Origin of the sequence: Empedobacter stercoris (assembly GCF_020281205.1) — a bacterium.
Classification (GTDB): domain Bacteria; phylum Bacteroidota; class Bacteroidia; order Flavobacteriales; family Weeksellaceae; genus Empedobacter; species Empedobacter stercoris.
Map to the genome: position 1 here is coordinate 24697 of NZ_JACXZC010000027.1, position 17786 is coordinate 42482.

A 17786-nucleotide genomic window follows, 5' to 3' on the forward strand; every position below is an offset into this window, starting at 1 on the left:
CAATATTGTTAAACTTTGTTAAGACAAAAGTAGTATACCAAACGTTTTGACCACTCTTTTTATAAAATATTTTATATTACTTACAAACTATTTATAAACAATAAATTTTCGTACTCAGAGTTATCAAAAACAATTTAAAGAATATTTATATTTTTACTAAAATTAATACACTATGAAGAATTATTTATTGACTATTTTCTTAATGCTAAGCATTTTATCTTTTGGACAAAAATTTCAAATTTTATCTGGAAATACAAATTTTCTAAGCGATCAAAAAGAAATCAATGTCGAACTTGTTTTTGACAATGTGAAGTTTTATAATGAAAATAAAACTGAAACTGAATATTTAGAAAAACGAGAAAAAGATGTATTGGACAATCCAAAAAGAGGTGAAAGTTATTGGAAAGAATGGCTGGCAGATTGGAATGAAAACAAAAATTCTACTTATTTAGATAAATTTATAAAAGGAACAACAAAATCAAAAAAAATAAATTTTGTAAAAAATTCTTCTGCTAAATATACCTTAATCATCAATTCGGAATGGATTTACCCAGGTTATCATGCGGGAATTGCGATAGAACCAGCAAAATTGAGTACAACTCTTCATTTTATTGAAACTGCAAATCCTTCTCACATTTTATTATCTATAAAAACAGATAAAATAAAAGGAACTTCTGGAAAAAATGATTTTGTTATGGAATATGGACGAATTGCTTCGGCTTATGAATCAACTGGAAAATTATTAAGCAAAGAATTAAAAAATTACTAGTATTAGCAAGTTTAATGGCTGTTGTAACTTTATCTGCTCAGGATAAAAAACTCCTGTAAAATCAAAAAGTACAACGAAAACTGAAAAGAAAAAATAATGCTAAAAAAGCAGAGCAAATGTCTCCTGAAAAACGCGAATCAACAAATCAAAAACAATCGCCTGCTTTGGAACAAAAAAGACGAACTATAAACACAAACTAATTAAAAAATTTATCTAAATTTTAAATCAAAAAAGCTGTTTTTAATGAATTAAAAACAGCTTTTTTGATTTATTTTTTTTCATTTTTATTCTTCTGGCATGGCTTGCCATTTTTTGTAAAGATTAATAATGAAATAAAAACTTATCGCAAATAAGATTGGATTAATAAATAGAAAGATTTCTGATAATTTTTGCAACATCAATAATTCATTATTTGTTTGTCTCAAATCATAAATTCCAATACCTGAATTAGGATTATACAACATTTCTGCTCGAATATCGGTGTAAAAACTCAACATCGCAATAGCGATAAAGATATTTATCGCAACAAACCAATTTAGATTAACACCTGTTAGAACTTTGTATTTTTTGGAACGCAATCCTAAAATTATAATCACAATAAATGCAATGTAGAAAAACAATAAAATAATGTAGGGTGTATATTTTGTGTGACCAATACTCGCATCAATAGAAATTCCGAAAACACTTCCAAGAATTCCTAAGATTCCTGATCCAATCAAGGAAATTAACCAAACTTTGAACGAACTAAATCTAAACGAAATAACAAGAACAGTAAAAATTAAAGCGGTTAACAAATAGTGCTGAATATGATTTAACCAAGTGGATTGATATTTCGAAAACTCAATGTTTTCATATACCCTGTTCAAACTATCTTGGTTTATGTAATCTTTTTGCTTTCTGTTTTCGTCTTGGTATGAATTAATATAATCAAGTTTATGATCAATAAAATAATAGGGATATTGAGGAATATAATCGATCCATTTTTTATGTTTGAACTGATAACCAATTTCTTGTTTTTTGAGTAAATCAGTATAATTATTCAATAAATTTTCAATTTCTTTACGATCATTTTTTTGTAACAAAGCCATCCATTGTTCATCGTAAAATTGATGATTAAAAGTTGAATCTTTCGGGTTTTGGAATGTTAAAAAACTATAGTTGTATAAACTCGCTAAATTGTAATAAACGTTTGGATTTTCAGCAGTTGAAACTTGTACTGAAACAGAATCTATAGCATAAACTGGTTCTGAAGCTACATAAGTAGCTTCTATCGCTGGATTATATTCATTAGATTTTACTTTGAATAATGGTTGATATATTTCATTAAAAATAATTTTAGAATAACTTTTACGTTGAGGAAAATGATTTGCTAATAAAGTTTCAAATTCTGGGTTTCTAAAATAAGGTTTTAAAAAAGCATTATACGAATATGTCGGATTTTCTCTTAAATATTCCTTTTTGTTTATTTCATACAATTCCTTTGTTTCTTTTTCTGAAACCAACGAATCAAAAACAGAAACAGGCAAATTTCTCGAATAATTATCATAACCAAAAGTTGGTTGTAATGCAAAACCTTGCGCACGGTTGATGACATCAATATCTTTCAAATATTGTTCTTCTGACATATAATTTGAAACGCGTAATTTCAATCCAGTTTTAAACGAATTTGGAACATACATCATCAAAAAGAAGATGAAGAAAACAGCTAAAAACTCTTTGAACAAATAGTTTCTTGAAGTTGGATAATTTGATTTGAAACGATTATTTTTAAAATAAAAGTAAAGCCAAATAACCGTAATTAATACACCTATTAAAATATAAAAAAATATAGTTCCTGAATTGAAAAAGGTTTCATATAATCCACTTTCTTGTAGTTGAGATTTTTTATTGAAAAATAAAAAACCATTGATAAATGCAATAAGATTAAAAATAAATACAGTTAGTAAAATCCAAATAAATTTCAGATTCCAAATCAACGGATATTTTGTAATTAAAGTTTGATTTATTTTTTTAAACATGATTTATTTAGTTTTAATTGACAAAAAAGCGACGACTTGACTTCGAAATATCTCTGATGTATTTTACTTTTAAGGTTGATTTTCCAATTTCTGATAGAATATTATTTATCGAAATTCCCTTATCAAAATAAGCAATATACGAACCTCCGTTAAATTTGATTTGCTTAATTTCGATACCCGATAAAGCTGTTAATAACTCTTCTTTTGTATTATCAACATCTATTTCAACAATCGTAAATTCTCCTTCCAAATCATTTGTATCTCCTTGTATTTTAAGTTTTCCTTGTTCTAAAAATAGAACCTCTGTAGATACTTTTTCAACTTCATACAATTGTTGAGAACTCAATATAACACCAAATGGATTTCGGATTGATTGCGATAAATACTTCAAATCTTCGAGAATAATTTGTTGTGCCAAAATATCCAAATTTGCCAAAGGTTCATCTAACAACAAAACTTTTGGACGACGCAATAATGTACGCGCCAACTCGAATCGCATTTTATAACCCGATGATAATTGTCCCCATTGTAAATCTTTATAAGGCCAAAGCCCTAAACGTGCTAACATCACATTGGCTAATAACCAATTTTTATTGCTATAAATCCCATAACATGTTAACGTAAATTGAAGATTTTCCATCAACGAACCATATAAAACTTCGATACGTTGCGGTACATAAACCAATTTCGTTTTTAGCTCATAACTAAATGGTTCTGATGTTGAAAAATGATAATTTATTTCGCCAGAAGTTGGTTTTAATTCGCCACAAATCAAACGCAGTAAAGTTGTTTTACCATTTCCGTTTTCTCCAACTAATCCAACTACTTCACGCGATTTTAAATCGAAAGTTATGGGATGTAATTTAAAATTTCGGCGATGGTAAGCTTTTTCAACCTTGTTTGTTGATATCAAAATTTCCTCTTCTCGAAAGGGTGGAGGCGTAACTTTTTTTAGTTTTTCAATAAGTTGTAGAGCTTTTGTAGTTTTAAATTCATTTGAATACTGCTCGTTATAATATTGGTTCGAAAACGAAATAATCTCTTTATAAAAAGATATTTCACCCAAATCCAATACACAATCGATTAATCGTCGATAACCTAAACCGAGATCGTTGTGTTGCAAATGGTTTTCTACTTCATTTAATCGTTGGTTAAATTCATTCATAGATTGATTATTAAATCATTACGAATATAATGATCCTTTTTTATAAATATATGGCTATTTGTAGGGAAATTTCACTTTTAACAGTTCTTGATAATCTATCTTAATAACTTTTTATTTTTTTGATTACCAATATTTTATAATTAACAATTTTAGCATAATTGTCTTATTTAAATTCAAAAAAATGACTTATTCACAAGTTTTAATAAACTACGTTTATAAGCTTTTAATTTATTTAAATACAATTATTTACTATTAACAAAATAGTATCAACTCTATCTTACAAACAATCTTTTGATAACTCAGTTAAATAGTAGTTAATTCATTCATTATAAATATATTACTATCAACAATTATCAAAACTGATTTTTTTAGAATCACATTGTGAAAAGAGTTTGAGATTTCTCAATACTTTGAAATGTCAGAAATTTAATGTCATTCAAAAAAATATTATTCTGAACGAAACGATAGTAAAGTGAAGAAGCTACTGATGAAAAAGTAAAGTTCAATGAATTCAAAAACATAAAAAAAGCCGAGCAAAAGCTCGACTTTTATTTATGTTGAAAAAATGCTGTTTCTTAATTTAGAATTGCAGCAACTCCTGGTAATTCTTTACCTTCAAGCGATTCTAACATTGCACCACCTCCAGTTGAAACGTAACTCACTTTGTTGTCGTAACCAAATTGTTTTACGAAAGCAACAGAATCTCCACCGCCAACTAAAGAGAAAGCGCCATTTGCTGTAGCTTCTGCAATTGTATCACCTAAAGCAACCGTTCCTTTTGCGAAATTTGACATTTCAAAAACACCTAAAGGACCATTCCAAAGTATTGTTTTCGAATTTTTAATCACTTCTGCATTTTGTTTGATTGTTTCATCAGCAACATCCATTCCCATCCATCCATCAGGAATCTCACCAACTTTTGTCACTTGTGTATTCGCTTCGTTACTAAAATTATCAGCAATCAAATTATCGATTGGCAAATATACTTTTACGTTATGTTTTTCACATTCAGTTAAAATTTCTTTCGCTAAATCTAATTTATCATCTTCAACCAACGAATTTCCAATTTTTCCTCCATTCGCTTTAACGAAAGTATATGTCATTCCACCACCAATAATCAAGTTATCAATAACAGGTAAAATATTGTTGATAATTGTAATTTTAGAAGACACTTTAGCTCCTCCAAGTATCGCTGTTACAGGTTTTTCACCATCAGCTAACACTTTGTTAATAGCTGTTAACTCTTGTTCCATTAACAAACCAAAACATTTATTTTCTGGGAAAAAATCTGCAATAATTGCTGTAGAAGCATGCGCACGATGTGCTGTTCCGAAAGCATCATTCACATAAATATCTCCAAATTGAGCCAAAGCTTGTGCAAAATCTTTGTCACCAGCTTCTTCTTCTTTGTGGAAACGGACGTTTTCTAATAATACAACTTGGCCTGATTTTAGATTATTAACTTTTTGTTTTGCATCATCGCCAATAACGTCATTTGCAACAATTACATCAACGCCAAGAATTTCTGAAACTTTAGAGGCAATGTGTTTTAATGAATATTTATCACTGAATTCTCCTTTTGGACGTCCCAGGTGACTCATTAAGACAACTGCTCCACCATCTTTCAATACCTTATCGATCGTTGGTTTGGCAGCTCTAATTCGTGTATCATCGGTAACATTTAAGTTTTCGTCTTGTGGAACATTGAAATCTACACGGATTAATGCTTTTTTATTTTCGAAATTGTAGTCGTTGATTGTTTTCATTTTTTGCTTTTGAAATTTGTACTTCACAAAAGTAATCAAAGTTTCATTTTCGCACTTAAAATCATTCAATACAATTTTCAACTATTAACAATTCATAAATATTATAATAGATTAATTAATTTTTAAATTTTAAAAAAAAGAAAAATGTTACTACTATTAGCACTGTTAATATGTGGATAACTAAAGTGAGATAAATTTTATTTAATAGCAATTAACAAGCTATTATTCGTAATTTTGTTTTGTAATGAAAGAGTTAGATCAGCTATCAACAATTTATCATTTTGGTTGATAAACAACTTTTGTTAAAAAGAAGTTTTGTGAAAACTATCAATAACCGTGTGCAAATCTTTTGTGCCAAAATGAAAACTTTTACTTGACTTGTATTGATTTATTTCTAATTGATTTTTTGAATCAGATTTCCAAATTTTTGTGTCGAAAAGTTATTAGTTTTATTCAATCATCTTTTAACAAGTTGTTACTTTTACTTAACGTTTGATTTACAATTATTTAAAACAAAAAACAAAAAACACCTGTTAATTAAATGAAAATTGCAATCGGAGCGGACCATGCTGGGTTCGATTATAAGGAGAAATTAGTACCCTTTTTAACAAGTCAAGGATTTGAAGTTGAGGATTTTGGAACGTTCTCAACAGCAAGTGTTGATTACCCTGATTTTGCACATCCAACGGCACAAGCTGTAGAAGATGGAAAAGCAGATTTCGGAATTTTGATTTGTGGTAGTGCGCAAGGCGTTACCATAACTGCAAATAAACACCAAGGAATTCGTGCTGCATTGTGTTGGATGACGGATATAGCTCGTTTGGCTCGTCAACACAATAATGCAAATGTATTGACATTGCCTGCTCGTTTTATTGCGTATGAATATGCAGAAGAAATTGTGAATACATTTTTAGCAACAGAATTTGAAGGTGGTAGACATCAAGGACGTGTAGATAAAATAGCGTGTTCTTGTAACGGATAATTTTATATAGGTACATATAAGATAAAAAATCGGTCAATTCGTAAGAGTTGATCGATTTTTATTTTAAATATTAAACCTAAAGTGATTTATAAGTTTAAATATTAAATAATAATTAATAAATTGCATTTTTAATTAACTATTTTTAAACCAATTTAAGTCAATAGTAAATTTTATATAAAAAGCTGTTCTATTTTTACACCCAGAAAGAATTTAAAGATTAAAAGATGAGCAGAGCATTATTACTTCGGGAACAAGCAATTTCTTATGTTAAAGAAGAATTCTCTAAAGGATTACAAAAAGAATTAAACATAATTCCTGTGTCAGGACCATTGGTAGTTTTGGATGGTACAGGAATTAATGATGATTTGAATAATATCGAAAGACCTGTAAAATTTCCGATTAAATCTTTAAATGATCAGCATGCTGTAGTTGTACATTCTTTGGCTAAATGGAAACGTATTCGTTTGAAAGAGTTGGAGATAGAACCAGGAGAAGGAATTATAACAGATATGCGCGCATTACGACCTGATGAAGATTATTCGCCAATACATTCTATTTATGTGGATCAATGGGATTGGGAAAAAGTAATTGTTCCTCAAGACCGTCAGTTAGCTTATCTTTTCCAAACAGTTGAATCTATTTACAAAGTAATTAAAGAAACAGAACAAGGTGTAGAGGCTAAGTATCCTCGCTTAAAAGCAATTTTACCAGATAAAATTACGTTTATTTCATCAGAAGATTTGTTACAAAAATACCCAACATTTACTCCTAAACAGCGAGAAAATGCAATTTGTAAGGAATTTGGAGCGGTGTTTATTTATGGGATTGGAGGTGAACTAAGTAACGGAGAATTACACGACTCGCGCGCTGCAGATTATGATGATTGGAGTACTGAAAACAGCGAAGGTTTTAAAGGTTTGAACGGCGATATTTTAGTATGGAATCCAATTTTAGAAACTGCTTTTGAACTTTCTTCGATGGGAGTTCGTGTAGATAAAAAAGCATTGACTAAACAACTGGAGATTAGAAACTCAACAGACCGTAAAAACTTATTATTTCACTCGATGTTGTTAGACGATCAATTAACAGAATCCATAGGAGGAGGAATTGGTCAATCTCGTTTGTGTATGTTTATGTTAAAATCGCGTCACATCGGCGAAGTACAAGCAAGTATTTGGGACGGTAAAATTAAAGAAAAATTAAAAGAGGAAAGTATCGAATTACTATAAATAGAAAAAGCAGTTTCAACTTAAGAAACTGCTTTTTTTAGGTTTTAATATAGCAATTAACATTGTTTTTAAATATTATATGATTTTGGCTCAATTTTCGCAATAAATCGAAGTGTTAAAAGTAATCTTATCTTTTATGTAACATAGAATTGGCTGTAAATTGTTATTTTAGAAAAAGGATATATTACCTTTGCAGTGGTTATGTTGTTTATTAACATCTTATCAATAGTTATTAAAACTAAATTAATAATCAATGAATTAAGATGTTTATTTATTAACTATTTTAAAATAAATCTCGAAAATAAATCTCGAGATTTTACAGAAAACAAATTATGCCAAGAAAAAATTTTAAAAATACAAAGGCGAAAAAAGACAAAAACATAACAAAGTTTACGAAGTCTATCATCGAAGTTTTATTTCAAAATCCAAATAAACCTTTAAATTACAAACAAATCGCAGCAGCTTTAAATTTAACGAATCGAATTGATGTCGAATTATTAATCAAAAATTTGAATGTTTTATTAGCTGATAAAAAAATAACTGAAGTCGAAAGAGGAAAATACAAGATTAATGCAACCAATGATTATATGGTTGGAATTGCCGATTTAACTTCTTCGGGAAGTGCTTACATTGTGATTGATGGTTTGGAACAAGATGTTTTTGTACAAAAAGGAAAAACAAAAAATGCCTTAAAGGGCGACACAGTTCGTGTTTATGTTTATCCTAAAAAGAACAAAAATTCTTCTCGTGCAGAAGGTGAAATTGTTGAAATTGTAGAACGTAATAAAACAGAATTTACTGGAATTTTCGAATTAGGAAAAAACGGAAATTTTGGATTTGTAACGATGCAAAATGGAAATCACGATTTTTTTATTCCAAAAGAGCGTATTAATGGAGCTCAATCAGGAGAAAAAGTTGTGGTTCGTTTAACGAATTGGCCAGAAGGTTCTAATTCTCCGTTTGGAGAAGTTTCTAAAGTCTTAGGAAATCCAGACGATACAGATGTTGAAATTCATGCAATTTTATTTGAATATGATTTACCAGCTAAATTTCCGGAAGAAGTAGAGGAAGAAGCAAATCAGTTGGATACAACTATCGGAGAAAATGAAGTTGCCCGTCGCCGAGATATGCGAAATGTAACAACATTTACGATTGATCCGAAGGATGCAAAAGATTTTGATGATGCTTTATCTATACGTAAATTGAATAATGGAAATTGGGAAATTGGTGTGCATATTGCCGATGTCACACATTATGTTCGTCCAGGTTCGTTAATCGAGCAAGAAGCTTACAAACGTGCAACTTCTGTTTATTTAGTTGATAGAGTAGTACCAATGTTACCAGAAGTTTTGTCGAATGTTGCCTGTTCTTTACGTCCAAACGAAGATAAATTTACCTTTTCAGGAGTATTTGAAATGGACGACAATGCGAAGATTGTAAACACGTGGTTTGGTCGAACTGTAACGCATTCGGACAGACGTTTTACATACGAAGAAGCACAAGCTATTATCGAAGGAGAAGATGGAGATTTTAAAGATGAGATTTTAGCCTTAGATCGTTTAGCGAAAACAATGCGCCAAAAGCGATTAAAATATGGAGCAGTTAATTTTGATAAAGTTGAAGTAAAATTCGATTTGGATCAAGCGCATAATCCACAAGGAATTTTCTTTAAAATTTCGAAAGATTCGAATAAACTAATTGAAGAATTCATGTTGTTATGTAACCGAAAAGTTTCAGAATTTATTAGTTTAGATAAAAACGGCAAAGAGAACTCGAATACTTATATTTATCGTATTCACGATGATCCAAACCCAGATAAGTTACTAGATTTAAAGAATTTTATTCGTCAGTTTGGTTACGAATTAGAAATTGGAGATCGTAAAACAACCATCAATTCGATGAATAAATTGTTAGCTGATGTAAAAGGCAAACCAGAAGAAAATATGGTTGAGACTTTGGCAATGCGAACAATGGCAAAAGCTAAATATACAACAGAAAATATAGGACATTACGGTTTAGCATTCGATTATTATACTCATTTTACGTCGCCTATTCGTCGTTATCCAGATATGATTGCACACCGTTTGTTACAAGATTATTTGGATGGTAAAAAATCGCCATTAGCTTCTACCTATGAAGAGAAGGCAAAACATTGTTCTTCTCGTGAGAAAATTGCAGCAGAAGCCGAAAGAGAATCGATTAAATACATGCAAGTTAAATACATGGAGCAATTCGTAGGTCAAACTTTTGATGCGTTTATTACAGGAGTTCAGGATTATGGAATATTCGTTGAAATTCCAGAAACTCGTTGCGAAGGATTAATCAGATCGCGTGCGATGAAAGGTGATCATTTTGTTTTTGATGAAAAAAATCATGCCTTAGTTGGAAAACGTACACGAGTTAAATATCAATTAGGAAGCCCAGTTAGAATCAAAGTTTTAAGTGCAGATTTAATTAAGAAGCAATTAGATTTTGAATTGGTTGATGCTTAAGTTTCATAATTAAAACTTATCTTGCAGACCTTAATTAAGTTATGGAAATAATATTTTCGGCCATACTAATAGGTTTTTTATTGAGTACAATCCTTATTGGACCAGTATTTTTTTTGCTTATCGAAACAAGTTTACGAAGAAGCTGGAAAACCGCTGTAGTATTGGATTTGGGAGTAATAGCAGCGGATATTCTATGTATTGCTGCTGCTTATTTTGGGAGCAAAGACTTTGCAGATTATGTAACAAGTCATCCTAAGTTTTATCGCATCTATATTATTGCTGGTTTCTTTGTTTTGATTTATGGAATTTTTATGTATTTCTCTAAACCAAAATTACATATGGAAGGTGAAGCAGGATTTGTAACCAATAATTATATGAGGACTTTCATCAATGGATTTATCATGAATTTATTGAATATTGGTGTGATTGTTTTTTGGTTTGTAATTGTTTCTTCAATCATGATTCAATATCCAAATCCTAGTGATTTTATGCTCTATATGGGAGTGGTGTTGACTACTTATTTTGTAATTGATTTGGGGAAAATATTTTTAGCTGGAAAATTACAAAAACGATTTACCGATCAGAAAGTATTTATGGTACGAAAAGGAGTTGGAATTTGTCTATTAATCTTTGGATTAATTATCATTCTGAAAGGCTTCGGATTCTTCAAAGAAATCGATCAAAAGATAGAGCATCAGCTTATTAATCAAGAACAAACCCATTAGAAATATATAACCACCTCAAAAAGGTGGTTTTTTTAATTGAATAAAGACTTTCCTGCATCAGGATTATGCCATTTTATTTCCAATAAATCAGCTATTGTTTGCGCAATTTGAGTAGAATAATAGTCTTTTTTTGTAAAATTTTCCTTTTTAATAGAAGGGCCTAAAAGCATTATAAAGCTGTTTGACGAACCTTTTACGTGTTTTGAATGATCTACCCATTCGTAAAAATCTCCACGACCATGATCAGTTGTTACGATAATAGTTGTTTGATCTTTGTAAAAAGGATCAGTTTGTACATAATTCCATAATTCCTCAATCATACGATCATTGCGATTAATTGCATTTAAATAAAGATCATAATCTGCATTATGCCCGTAGTCATCTGCTTCTCCGTAACCAATAAAAAGTAATTTAGGCTTTTGATTTTTCAAGGCTTCTAAAGCAAATTCGTGCGTAAAAATATCAAATCTTGTTCCCCACCATTGTTTTGGTGTTTCTGATTGAAAGCGTTCGATAAGAATTTCTCGTTCAGATTTAGTGGTGTTAAAACTATCCGCATAGCCCGCATTAACCTTTAATTTTGAACGCTCTTGATTAAAAATAAACGGATACATTCTCCAACTACCAAAAACCATTACTCTGTCGATAAAGTTTTTTTCTTGATTGGCAATTTCAAAAACAGAAATATTAGGATTTAAAATATCATCGTTGTTAATAATGTTAATATCATCAGGTTTTCCAGTAATAATTTCATTATAACCAGGATACGACCAAAGTGGTTTATTCGTAAAATTGACATGATTTTTTTCGTCTCTGTTTCCTAGAATAACACCTTTTTTTACAATATAGTTCCATGTAAAAGGCATTAATAATTTTCTACGTTGTAGAGAATCTTCAACAAAATATTTTTCTTTATGATAATTCATTGAAGAGGTAAAATTTGGACGATTAATTAAGTATTTATCAGCACCACGAAAAACTTCTTTCCACCTTACTCCATCCATAGTTATGACGATAACTTTTGGTTCTTGTGCAAAGATTAAATTGGAGAAAAAGGCAAGAATAAGAACGGTATATTTCATTTGATTCTAATTTTTTTAAAAAATAAAAAAAGCATCTTAATGATGCTTTTAAATTATTTATTTTTCTAGTCTTTTAACAATTTGTAGATAAACATCTTCTGCACTTAAATTTTGAAAATAATCAAAATTTTCAAAACCTTTTGGATCTTTGCCAAAGATAGAAGTTGGTCGACATTTTAACGTTTCATCCTGAATCACATCTTCCATTGCTTGACCATAACCTAAAAATCCTGCATAAGGATGTGTCCCGCCCCATATAGAAATTGTTCGCGTTCCCATCAACGAAGCCAAATGCATGTTTGCACTATCCATCGAAATCATCGCTTCTAACTTTGCAATTGCTTGTAATTCTTCCTCAAAAGAAACGGTTCCAGCTAAAGAAGTGATATTATGATTGAATTTTTCCCAACTTTTTAATTCGTCTGTTTCAGTTTTTCCACCACCAAATAGATAGATTTTATAACCTTTTTCGGCTAAATTCTTCGTTACGATTTTCATCTTTTCAATTGGATACATTTTACTTGTAAATGCAGCAAAAGGCGCTATACCAATCGATTTTGGTTCTTTGATTGATTTTGGTTTGATGTGATGTGTTAAATTGAGTTTAAAACCGAGTTGACGCAAAACATCTGCATAACGTTCTGTCGTTAATTTTAATTGCTTAAAAACGCGATTTTCTTGATGAATCAATGCTTTTTTTTCAGCACGTCCTTTGTCTAAAGTTGCTGTTTTCGTTCCATTTAATCTAAATAAAGCGGTAATAACTTTTGAACGGATAACGTTGTGTAAATCAGCGATATAGTCAAAGTTATATTTTTTTAAATCATTGTATAATTTGAATAAGCTAAAAAAGCCTTTGTATTTGTTGTTTAAATCAACCGGAATAAATTTAATTTGTGGAAATTGTTTGAAAATATTTTCCATAAAAGGACGCGAAGCAACATAAACTTCAATATTTGGATTTTGTTCAATAAATTCTTGTAAAACAGGAGCTATCATCGTAACATCACCCAAAGCAGAAAAACGTAAAACTAATAGTTTTTTACGATTCGTTTTCTCCATGATTTCTGTTGTTAATTTCTTTTGCAACCATTTTCATTTGTTTCTCAAATTCTTGCTTAGAAGCTTCAAAATATTGATCTGAATTTTCGGCATGTTTTGCGATTTTTCGCAATGATTTACGATCACTTTTAATAAAAATTTCTCCAATTTTAGCAGCTTCATCATAGCTAAAACCGTATTTCATTAGAATTTGTCTTCCTACATAAACAGATGAGAAAAAGTTTTCTCTGTACACTTCATTCAACCCATCTTTTAAATAATTGTAGGCATAACTACGGTTTTTTGCACGGACAATAATTTCGAGATTTGGAAAGTTTTTACGAACGATATACACTAATTTTTGATTGATTTCTGGTGGATCTAAAGCAGCTACAAAATATTTTGCATGTTCGGCTCCAGCAGATTTTAATAAATTAATATTTGTTGCATCGCCATAAAATACATTAAATCCTTGTTTACGCATTTTCTCCACACGTTCGCTGTCATTATCTAATACAATCGATTTTATTCCAGTACTTTTCAAAACACGGCTTATGGTATTCCCAAAATCACCAAAACCTGCAATAATAATTTCTCCGTCAGCAGAATTTGGCGTTATTTTATCGTTTTGAATAATGGTTTTAACTTTTGTTTTGACTCCAAAATATTTTAGAATTAATTTTTCATTTAATACCAAAAGTAAAGGCGTGATAACCATTGTAATGGCCGTTGTAGCCAACATCATATCATACCATTCTTTGCTTAAAATATCTAAATTTCGAGTTAATGCTAAAATTACAAAAGCAAATTCTCCGACTTGAGATAATAATAAAATGAACAACCATTTTTGATCAAAATCAAATTTGTGTTTGATTCCAATTAGCCATAAAACCAAAGATTTTATTAACATAATTCCGAATGTTAATCCAAGAATCATAAATGGTTTATCTGCAATTAATTTGAAGTTTATTGTTGATCCAACTGCAATAAAAAAGATTCCTAATAGCAATGATTTAAACGGCTCGATATCACTTTCTAACTGATGTTTATATTCATTATTTGCTAAAACTACACCAGCGATGAAAGCTCCTAAAGCAGGTGAAATACCTACTTTTTGCATTAAAACTGAAACGCCAATTACCAAAAGTAACGCAGATGCTGTATAAATTTCACGTACTTGTAACTGTCCTACATATTTGAAATAAGGTGTAATAATATATCGACCAATTACATAAATAAAAGTGATAGCTCCTACAATTACTAAAGTTTTCATGAAGGCTGGACCTCCAACAAGTAAGCTTTTTGAATCGTCTCCGATTGATTGTATGAGCGAATCTCCAACCAAAAGCGGAATGATTGCTAATATTGGAATAACCATTATATCTTGAAACAAAAGCACCGAGAATGTCGACTTACCAATACTAGTTTTGGTCAATCCTTTTTCGCTAAGTGTTTGCATAATTATCGCAGTAGAAGACATCGTTACAGCAAATGAGATGGAAAGAGCCAAGGGTAAATTCATTTTCAGCGCAAAAACTCCAACCAATGTTGCAATTAGAATTGTTCCCAAAACTTGCATTCCTCCTAAGCTGATGATTTTATCTTTCATCTTCCAGAATTCTTTCGGATCAAGTTCTAATCCTACAAGGAAGAGCATCATTACTACACCAAATTCTGTTGCATGCATGATATCTGCTCCATCATTACCTACAAATTTTAGGACATAAGGTCCAATTAAAACACCCGCAATTAAATATCCTAAAACCGAACCCATACCAAGTTTTTTAGAAATCGGTACGCAGATTACAGCTGAAAATAAAAATATAAATGCTTGTCCAAGAAAATCGTCCATTATTTTAGGTTGCTTTGATTATAGTTTTAACTATTATTTTGTTTCGATTGAAATGCAATTGCATAAAATTTGAATTGTTTAATCATCGCCAATAAACCGTTTGCACGAGTAGGAGATAAAAATTCTGATAAACCAATTTCGTTGATAAAATCTGTATCCGATTCTAAAATATCTTTTGGTGTTTGCTTGTCGTACATTCTTACCAATAAAGCAGCAATTCCTTTTGGTAAAATGGCATTAGAATCAGCTTTAAATTTGATGGTGTTTCCATCAAGTTTTGCATCTAACCAAACAGAAGACTGACAGCCTTTGATAATTTTATCATCTGTTTTTTCTTCTTCAGCTAATGCTTCTAAACTTCTCCCTAATTCGATTAAATATTCGTAACGTTGTTCCCAATCATCAAAAAATGAGAATTCGTCTACTATTTCGTTTTGAATTTCTTTAATTTTCATAAGACAAAGTTAGAAAGTTTTTGATAGTTTTTATCCAAAAAAACACGTTAAATCGCTCGATTCTTTTAGTTTTCTTATTTTTGTTGTCCAATAAGATTCAATTCCTAAAAAATGAGGTACACTTTCATTGTAAATCCAAATTCTGGAAATGCAAAACATGATATTTCAATCGATTTTCTACAATCAAAATTTGATGCTTCTGACGAAATAGTTTTAAAAGAAACCGCTTATCAATTTCATGCAAAAGAATTGGTACAAGAAGCAATAGCAGAAAAATCGGATGTGATTGTTGCGTGCGGTGGAGATGGAACAATCAATGAAGTAGCGAGTGCAATGGTGAATACAAATATTGCTTTAGGAATTATTCCTGCAGGTTCTGGAAATGGTTTAGCAACTAATTTGAATATTCCGAAAGATATCAACAAAGCGATTGAAATTATCAAAACAAATTCTGTACATACAATAGATGTTGGTCGGGTAGAGGATAACTATTTTTTTAGTAATCTTGGTTTTGGAATTGATGCTGAAGTAATCAAAACGTATGAAGAGAATCAAAAGCGAACAATTACTGGTTACGTTGATGCTTCTGTTAAAACATTGTTGAATTACAAATCAAAATTATTTCGTCTTTATATAGATGATGTTATAATCGAGAAGAGTTTTTATTATCTTTTCTGTTCTAATTCAAACATTGCGGGATATGGTATCTCTTTTACACCAAAAGCAGATTTATCTGATGGAGAGTTGGATTTGTTGATGATTGAAGATTTAGATGTTTTCGAACAATTTTATTTTTCCGTTTTAGTTTTGGCTAAAAAAATTGATTTGTTAGAAAAAGCTCAATACCGTAAAGTAAAAAAATTCAAAATTGAAACCTTAGATGGTTTACCGATTACGTATCAACTTGATGGAGAAATACATCAAACTAATTCACCTCAAGTGAAAGTTAAAGTCTTACCAAATGCGTTAAAAATTATTCATTAAGTTTATAATTGATCGATAAATAATGATTTAATTAACAATTTAATCTTTTTATTATAAGTTATTTAAAAGCTTATTAACATGGTTATAAACGTTTTGTTTACAACCATTTTTTTTACTATTTCTGTTTAGATAAAGTCAATCGTTGTAACTTTGATAAAACTTTTGCAATGAATACGGCATATAAAATTTTAGCAATAGATTCTAATCATGAATGTTTGAATAAAGGACTTCGAGAAGCAGGATTTATAGTTGATGAAGATTATAGTTCACCCAAAGAAATTATTGAACAAAAAATTAATCTTTATGATGGATTAATTGTTAGAAGTAGATTTCCAATCGATAAAACTTTTTTGGGTAAAGCAACTAACTTAAAATTTATTGGTAGAGTAGGGGCAGGCTTGGAGAATATTGATGAAGATTTTGCAGCGCAAAAGAATATTATTTTATTTAATTCTCCAGAAGGAAATAGAGATTCTGTTGGAGAACATGCAATTGGTATGCTTTTGATGTTAATGCATCATCTGCGAAGAGCTGATAACGAAGTTCGTAACGGAATTTGGAAACGCGAAGAAAATCGTGGAGACGAATTGAAAGGTAAAACGGTCGGAATTATTGGTTACGGAAATATGGGAAATGCTTTTGCGAGACGATTGCAGGGCTTTGAGGTTAATGTCATTTGTTATGATATTTTACCAAACAAAGGAAATGATTTTGCGAAACAAGTTTCATTAGCTGATTTTTTTGAACAAGTTGATGTCGTAAGTTTGCATACGCCGCAAACAGCAGAAACGATGAAAATGGTAAATGCTGAATTTATTTCGAAATTCAAGAAGCCATTTTATTTTGTGAATACAGCTCGTGGAAAATCTGTCGTTACAAAAGATTTAGTTGAAGCAATGAAAGATAGAAAAGTAATGGGTGTTGCGTTAGATGTTTTGGAATTTGAAAAATCAAGTTTCGAGAAATTAGTTGCTTCAGAATTACCAGAAGAATTTCAGTATTTAATTGAAGCAGATAATGCAGTTCTCGCACCACATATTGCAGGTTGGACACACCAAAGTAAAATAAAATTAGCAGAATTTATTCGAGATAAAATTATTCAATGGAAGAATAATTGTTAATCATATAGAATAAAAAAGGTTCCGAATTTACACTGCCCCCAAAAAGTTAGACACTTTTGGGGGCATTTTTTATGACAAGAAAAGTAAAATATGATGTAGCATTTA

14 protein-coding genes are annotated in these 17786 nt (G+C 30.3%); 7 read left to right on the plus strand and 7 right to left on the minus strand.

What is annotated here, in order from left to right; all coding sequences use genetic code 11:
• Positions 1 to 172: 172 nt before the first annotated feature.
• On the plus strand, positions 173 to 769 hold the full coding sequence (locus tag IF125_RS11750; protein WP_225542637.1) for a hypothetical protein: 597 nt from the start codon (positions 173 to 175) through the stop codon (positions 767 to 769).
• A gap of 284 nt (positions 770 to 1053) precedes the next feature.
• Here IF125_RS11750 and IF125_RS11755 read toward each other — a convergent pair whose 3' ends face one another.
• From IF125_RS11755 to IF125_RS11765, 3 genes are all read right to left on the minus strand, one after another.
• On the minus strand, positions 1054 to 2787 hold the full coding sequence (locus IF125_RS11755) for a hypothetical protein (protein WP_225542638.1): 1734 nt from the start codon (positions 2785 to 2787) through the stop codon (positions 1054 to 1056).
• 13 nt (positions 2788 to 2800) lie between these two features.
• Complete coding sequence (locus tag IF125_RS11760; RefSeq protein ID WP_225542639.1) at positions 2801 to 3952, minus strand: ABC transporter ATP-binding protein; 1152 nt, start codon at positions 3950 to 3952, stop codon at positions 2801 to 2803.
• Between the two features lie 575 nt (positions 3953 to 4527).
• Entirely contained in the window at positions 4528 to 5718 is a 1191-nt protein-coding gene (locus IF125_RS11765) for a phosphoglycerate kinase (RefSeq protein ID WP_225542640.1), read from the minus strand.
• Between the two features lie 541 nt (positions 5719 to 6259).
• Here IF125_RS11765 and rpiB point away from each other — a divergent pair.
• The 4 genes from rpiB to IF125_RS11785 all read left to right on the plus strand — a co-directional run bounded on the left by rpiB (position 6260) and on the right by IF125_RS11785 (position 11146).
• Positions 6260 to 6700, plus strand: coding sequence for a ribose 5-phosphate isomerase B (gene rpiB / locus IF125_RS11770; protein WP_171623402.1), 441 nt, complete (start codon positions 6260 to 6262; stop codon positions 6698 to 6700).
• 224 nt (positions 6701 to 6924) lie between these two features.
• Entirely contained in the window at positions 6925 to 7929 is a 1005-nt protein-coding gene (gene asnA, locus IF125_RS11775) for an aspartate--ammonia ligase (RefSeq protein ID WP_225542641.1), read from the plus strand.
• 332 nt (positions 7930 to 8261) lie between these two features.
• Positions 8262 to 10421 carry a ribonuclease R gene (rnr, locus tag IF125_RS11780; RefSeq protein ID WP_225542642.1) on the plus strand — a complete coding sequence of 720 codons (2160 nt, stop codon included), beginning with the start codon at positions 8262 to 8264 and terminating at the stop codon, positions 10419 to 10421.
• A 41-nt stretch (positions 10422 to 10462) separates the two neighbouring features.
• Positions 10463 to 11146 (plus strand): LysE family translocator, encoded by a 684-nt coding sequence (locus tag IF125_RS11785; protein WP_225542643.1) that lies wholly within the window; start codon positions 10463 to 10465, stop codon positions 11144 to 11146.
• 32 nt (positions 11147 to 11178) lie between these two features.
• Here the strand turns inward: IF125_RS11785 and IF125_RS11790 are convergent, their stop codons facing one another.
• The 4 genes from IF125_RS11790 to IF125_RS11805 are packed head-to-tail and all read right to left on the minus strand — an operon-like array spanning position 11179 to position 15576.
• Positions 11179 to 12228 (minus strand): alkaline phosphatase family protein, encoded by a 1050-nt coding sequence (locus tag IF125_RS11790; RefSeq protein ID WP_225542644.1) that lies wholly within the window; start codon positions 12226 to 12228, stop codon positions 11179 to 11181.
• A gap of 57 nt (positions 12229 to 12285) precedes the next feature.
• Complete coding sequence (locus IF125_RS11795) at positions 12286 to 13290, minus strand: glycosyltransferase family 9 protein (RefSeq protein WP_225542645.1); 1005 nt, start codon at positions 13288 to 13290, stop codon at positions 12286 to 12288.
• Positions 13271 to 15121, minus strand: coding sequence for a monovalent cation:proton antiporter-2 (CPA2) family protein (locus IF125_RS11800; RefSeq protein ID WP_225542646.1), 1851 nt, complete (start codon positions 15119 to 15121; stop codon positions 13271 to 13273). Before IF125_RS11800 ends, IF125_RS11795 begins: the two co-directional genes overlap by 20 nt.
• Positions 15122 to 15147: 26 nt before the next feature.
• Complete coding sequence (locus IF125_RS11805) at positions 15148 to 15576, minus strand: SufE family protein (RefSeq protein WP_225542647.1); 429 nt, start codon at positions 15574 to 15576, stop codon at positions 15148 to 15150.
• Between the two features lie 111 nt (positions 15577 to 15687).
• Between IF125_RS11805 and IF125_RS11810 the strand changes: the two genes are divergently transcribed.
• On the plus strand, positions 15688 to 16560 hold the full coding sequence (locus tag IF125_RS11810; protein WP_225542648.1) for a diacylglycerol/lipid kinase family protein: 873 nt from the start codon (positions 15688 to 15690) through the stop codon (positions 16558 to 16560).
• 167 nt (positions 16561 to 16727) lie between these two features.
• Complete coding sequence (locus tag IF125_RS11815) at positions 16728 to 17681, plus strand: 2-hydroxyacid dehydrogenase (RefSeq protein WP_171623389.1); 954 nt, start codon at positions 16728 to 16730, stop codon at positions 17679 to 17681.
• Positions 17682 to 17786 lie beyond the last annotated feature (105 nt).

Excerpts from the sequence above, each read along its gene's own strand:
- IF125_RS11750 (WP_225542637.1), top strand. The coding sequence starts at position 173 with ATGAAGAATTATTTATTGACTATTTTCTTAATGCTAAGCATTTTATCT.
- IF125_RS11755 (WP_225542638.1), bottom strand. The coding sequence starts at position 2,787 with ATGTTTAAAAAAATAAATCAAACTTTAATTACAAAATATCCGTTGATT.
- IF125_RS11760 (WP_225542639.1), bottom strand. The coding sequence starts at position 3,952 with ATGAATGAATTTAACCAACGATTAAATGAAGTAGAAAACCATTTGCAA.
- IF125_RS11765 (WP_225542640.1), bottom strand. The coding sequence starts at position 5,718 with ATGAAAACAATCAACGACTACAATTTCGAAAATAAAAAAGCATTAATC.
- rpiB (WP_171623402.1), top strand. The coding sequence starts at position 6,260 with ATGAAAATTGCAATCGGAGCGGACCATGCTGGGTTCGATTATAAGGAG.
- asnA (WP_225542641.1), top strand. The coding sequence starts at position 6,925 with ATGAGCAGAGCATTATTACTTCGGGAACAAGCAATTTCTTATGTTAAA.
- rnr (WP_225542642.1), top strand. The coding sequence starts at position 8,262 with ATGCCAAGAAAAAATTTTAAAAATACAAAGGCGAAAAAAGACAAAAAC.
- IF125_RS11785 (WP_225542643.1), top strand. The coding sequence starts at position 10,463 with ATGGAAATAATATTTTCGGCCATACTAATAGGTTTTTTATTGAGTACA.
- IF125_RS11790 (WP_225542644.1), bottom strand. The coding sequence starts at position 12,228 with ATGAAATATACCGTTCTTATTCTTGCCTTTTTCTCCAATTTAATCTTT.
- IF125_RS11795 (WP_225542645.1), bottom strand. The coding sequence starts at position 13,290 with ATGGAGAAAACGAATCGTAAAAAACTATTAGTTTTACGTTTTTCTGCT.
- IF125_RS11800 (WP_225542646.1), bottom strand. The coding sequence starts at position 15,121 with ATGGACGATTTTCTTGGACAAGCATTTATATTTTTATTTTCAGCTGTA.
- IF125_RS11805 (WP_225542647.1), bottom strand. The coding sequence starts at position 15,576 with ATGAAAATTAAAGAAATTCAAAACGAAATAGTAGACGAATTCTCATTT.
- IF125_RS11810 (WP_225542648.1), top strand. The coding sequence starts at position 15,688 with ATGAGGTACACTTTCATTGTAAATCCAAATTCTGGAAATGCAAAACAT.
- IF125_RS11815 (WP_171623389.1), top strand. The coding sequence starts at position 16,728 with ATGAATACGGCATATAAAATTTTAGCAATAGATTCTAATCATGAATGT.